The sequence below is a fragment of the Hydrogenophaga sp. genome (assembly GCF_041633695.1).
Taxonomy (GTDB): Bacteria; Pseudomonadota; Gammaproteobacteria; order Burkholderiales; family Burkholderiaceae_C; genus Hydrogenophaga.
In genome coordinates this window covers 1-2,922 of record NZ_JBFJMY010000487.1, presented here as the reverse complement: position 1 = coordinate 2,922, position 2,922 = coordinate 1, and the positions used below count along the sequence as shown (strand labels likewise).

The following is a 2,922-nucleotide window of genomic DNA, read 5'->3' as shown; positions in this document are numbered from 1 at the left end:
TATCAATGCGACCTCCATGCGGTGGATTGAATAGATTCGCCAGATCATGCAGCAGGTCGCTCCGATCTGTCCATCCCACTGCCGAGGGGCCAGCGGACCCACGCCACGCAGTGCCACCGCCGCTGTAGATGGCGTGCGAGCAACCCAACGAAACAAACCGAAACAGGCCCGCAACCCATGCGGGCCTGCTGCGCCAGACACTGAAGACCTGTTCCACCCCCTGTTGAAAGAGGTTTTCCCATGTTCTGGTTCACGCCCATTTTTGCCGTGCTGGTCCTGATTCCGGCGGTGCGGCTGCTGCGCCGAGGCGGCTATTCGCCCTGGTCGGCGTTGCTGCTCCTGATTCCCTTTGTCAACCTGGTCTTCATCTGGTGGCTGGCCTTTGGCCGTGCCCCCCACCGGGCCAGCCCCTGGCGCGAAGACGAACACGGCTACCGCCGCCACGCCGGCCACGCGGACGCGCCCGGCGCAGCTGCCTCGGCCGCCCATGTGAACGGCGGCCCTGGCCGCACCGCCTGAGCGGCTGCACCCCACAGGGCGGTGCTGAGCAGGCCGTTGCGACAAACCCCGGGAGTAAGATGAACCGCATGGGCGTACACATCCGATTTCTGGGCGCTGCGGGCACGGTCACCGGCTCCAAATACCTGGTCGAGCACGACGGCAAGCGCCTGCTCGTCGACTGCGGCTTGTTTCAGGGCTACAAACAATTGCGTCTGCGCAACCGCGACCCTTTGCCGGTGGAGCCGCACAACATCGGCGCAGTGGTCCTGACCCACGCCCACCTGGACCACAGCGGCTACCTGCCCCTGCTGGCCAAAGAAGGCTTTCGCGGCAAAGTATGGGCAACGCCTGCCACGCGCGACTTGGCCGCCATCCTGTTGCCCGACAGCGGCCACATCCAGGAAGAAGATGCCGGCTTCGCCAACCGCCACGGTACGTCCAAGCATGCCCCTGCGTTGCCGCTGTACACCGAGGCGGATGCGGTCCAAAGCCTCAAGCTGTTCCGCACCGCTACCGTGGGGCAGGCCTTCGAACCACTGCCTGGTTGGATCGCGCATTTCAGCGGTGCTGGCCACATCCTGGGCGCGGCCAGTCTGTTGCTGGAAGTGGGCGGGCGCCGCATGCTGTTCTCGGGCGATCTGGGGCGACCCGACGACGCCTTGATGAAGGCACCGGATGCACCGCCGGCGGCCGACGCTGTGGTCTGTGAATCGACCTACGGCGACCGGGTGCACCCCGCTGAAGACGTGTTTGCCGAGCTCGGCCCGGCACTCAAAGCCTGTGCCGCGCGTGGCGGCGCAGCCGTGGTGCCGGTCTTCGCTGTCGGACGTGCCCAGGCCCTGCTGCACGCCATCGCCGAGCTGAAACGCAACGGCGATCTGCCACGCGACCTGCCGGTGTACCTCGACAGTCCGATGGCGATCAACACCACCGAGCTGTACGCCAGACACATGGGTGAACACCGCCTCAGCGCATCCCAATGCCAGGCCATGGACAGCGTGGCCAAGTTGACGCGGTCGGTCGACGAGTCCAAAGCCATCGCCTTCCAGCGCGGTCCCAAGGTGATCCTGTCGGCCAGCGGCATGGCCACGGGCGGGCGAGTGCTGCACCACCTGATGCAATACCTGAGCGACCATCGCAATGTGATTGTGCTCACCGGCTACCAGGCGCCCGGCACGCGCGGCGCCTCGCTGGCCGGTGGCGCAAAGCAGTTGCGCATCTTCGGGCAAGACGTTCTGGTGCGAGCCCAGGTCGTGCAGCTCACCTCGGCCTCGGCACACGCCGACTCCAACCAGTTGCTGGACTGGCTCAAGGCCATGCCCGGCGCGCCCCGTCGCGTCTTCGTCACCCATGGCGACCCGGAAGCATCCGACCAGTTGCGCGCCCGCATCGAGCGCGAACTGCGCTGGCAGGCACTGGTGCCAGAGCATGGCAGCACCTGGGCGGTGTAGCCCAAGTCGGCGTACGATCCCCGGGTATTCGGCGCAAAACTTTCGCGCCGCCTGTCCTGGTGCTCCACTTGCCACGGTGAGCGCCACAACCACCCCCCACGTTTCTGACATGACGCACCGCCTCTCCGCCACCGCTACTTTCCTGCTGCTCTCCTGTTCCCTGCTCGCGCGGCCTGCCATGGCACAGGACGGTGCCCAAGCCAATGCCAGCGCAACCCCAGAGTTCCAGTCCTGCCTGAGCGGTCTGGCCTCCAGCGCACGAAGCGCCGGGGTATCCAACACCAGCTACACCCAGTTCACCCAAGGGCTGACGCCCGACATGAGCGTGATCGAAAAGCTCAACTACCAGCCCGAATTCCGTCTGCCGATCTGGGACTACCTCAGTGGCCTGGTGGACGAGGAACGTGTGGCCGAAGGCCGGGCATTGCTTGAGAAAAACGCCGAAACACTGTCCAAGGTGGAACAGCGCTTTGGGGTGGACCCGGCCACGGTGGTCGCGGTCTGGGGCGTGGAAAGCAATTTCGGCCAGAACTTTGGAAAATACCCGCTGGTGCAGTCGCTGGGCACGCTCTCGTGCTTCGGGCGGCGCCAGTCCTACTTTCGGGGCGAATTCTTCGCCGCCCTGCGCATCTTGCAAAAAGGCGATGTCGCCCCCGAGCGCCTGCTGGGTTCCTGGGCCGGCGCCTTTGGCCACACGCAGTTCATGCCCAGCACCTTCGAGCGCCTGGCGGTCGATTTCGATGGCGATGGCAAAGCCGACCTGATGGACAACACCGCCGACGCCCTCGCCTCCACCGCCAACTTTCTGAACAAAGCCGGCTGGCGCACCGGCCAACCCTGGGGCTTTGAAGTGAAACTACCCGCCGGGTTCAACACCGATGGTGAAGGCCGCCGAAGCAAACGCAGCATGAGCGAGTGGGCCAAGCGCGGCGTGGCGATGGTGGACGGCTCGGCGCTGCCCGCCGACGCC

Annotated in this window: 3 protein-coding genes; all 3 read left to right on the top strand. The window is 65.7% G+C overall.

What is annotated here, in order from left to right:
• The first annotated feature begins 240 nt into the window (after window positions 1-240).
• Window positions 241-519, top strand: coding sequence for a hypothetical protein (locus ABYB95_RS20575; RefSeq protein ID WP_372661271.1), 279 nt, complete (start codon window positions 241-243; stop codon window positions 517-519).
• 68 nt (window positions 520-587) lie between these two features.
• A complete protein-coding gene (locus ABYB95_RS20570) occupies window positions 588-1,952 on the top strand; it encodes an MBL fold metallo-hydrolase RNA specificity domain-containing protein (protein WP_372661268.1) in 1,365 nt (454 codons plus the stop codon).
• Window positions 1,953-2,061: 109 nt separating this feature from the next.
• Window positions 2,062-2,922 (top strand): lytic transglycosylase domain-containing protein (locus ABYB95_RS20565; protein ID WP_372661265.1); only part of this gene is annotated, 861 nt, incomplete at its 3' end.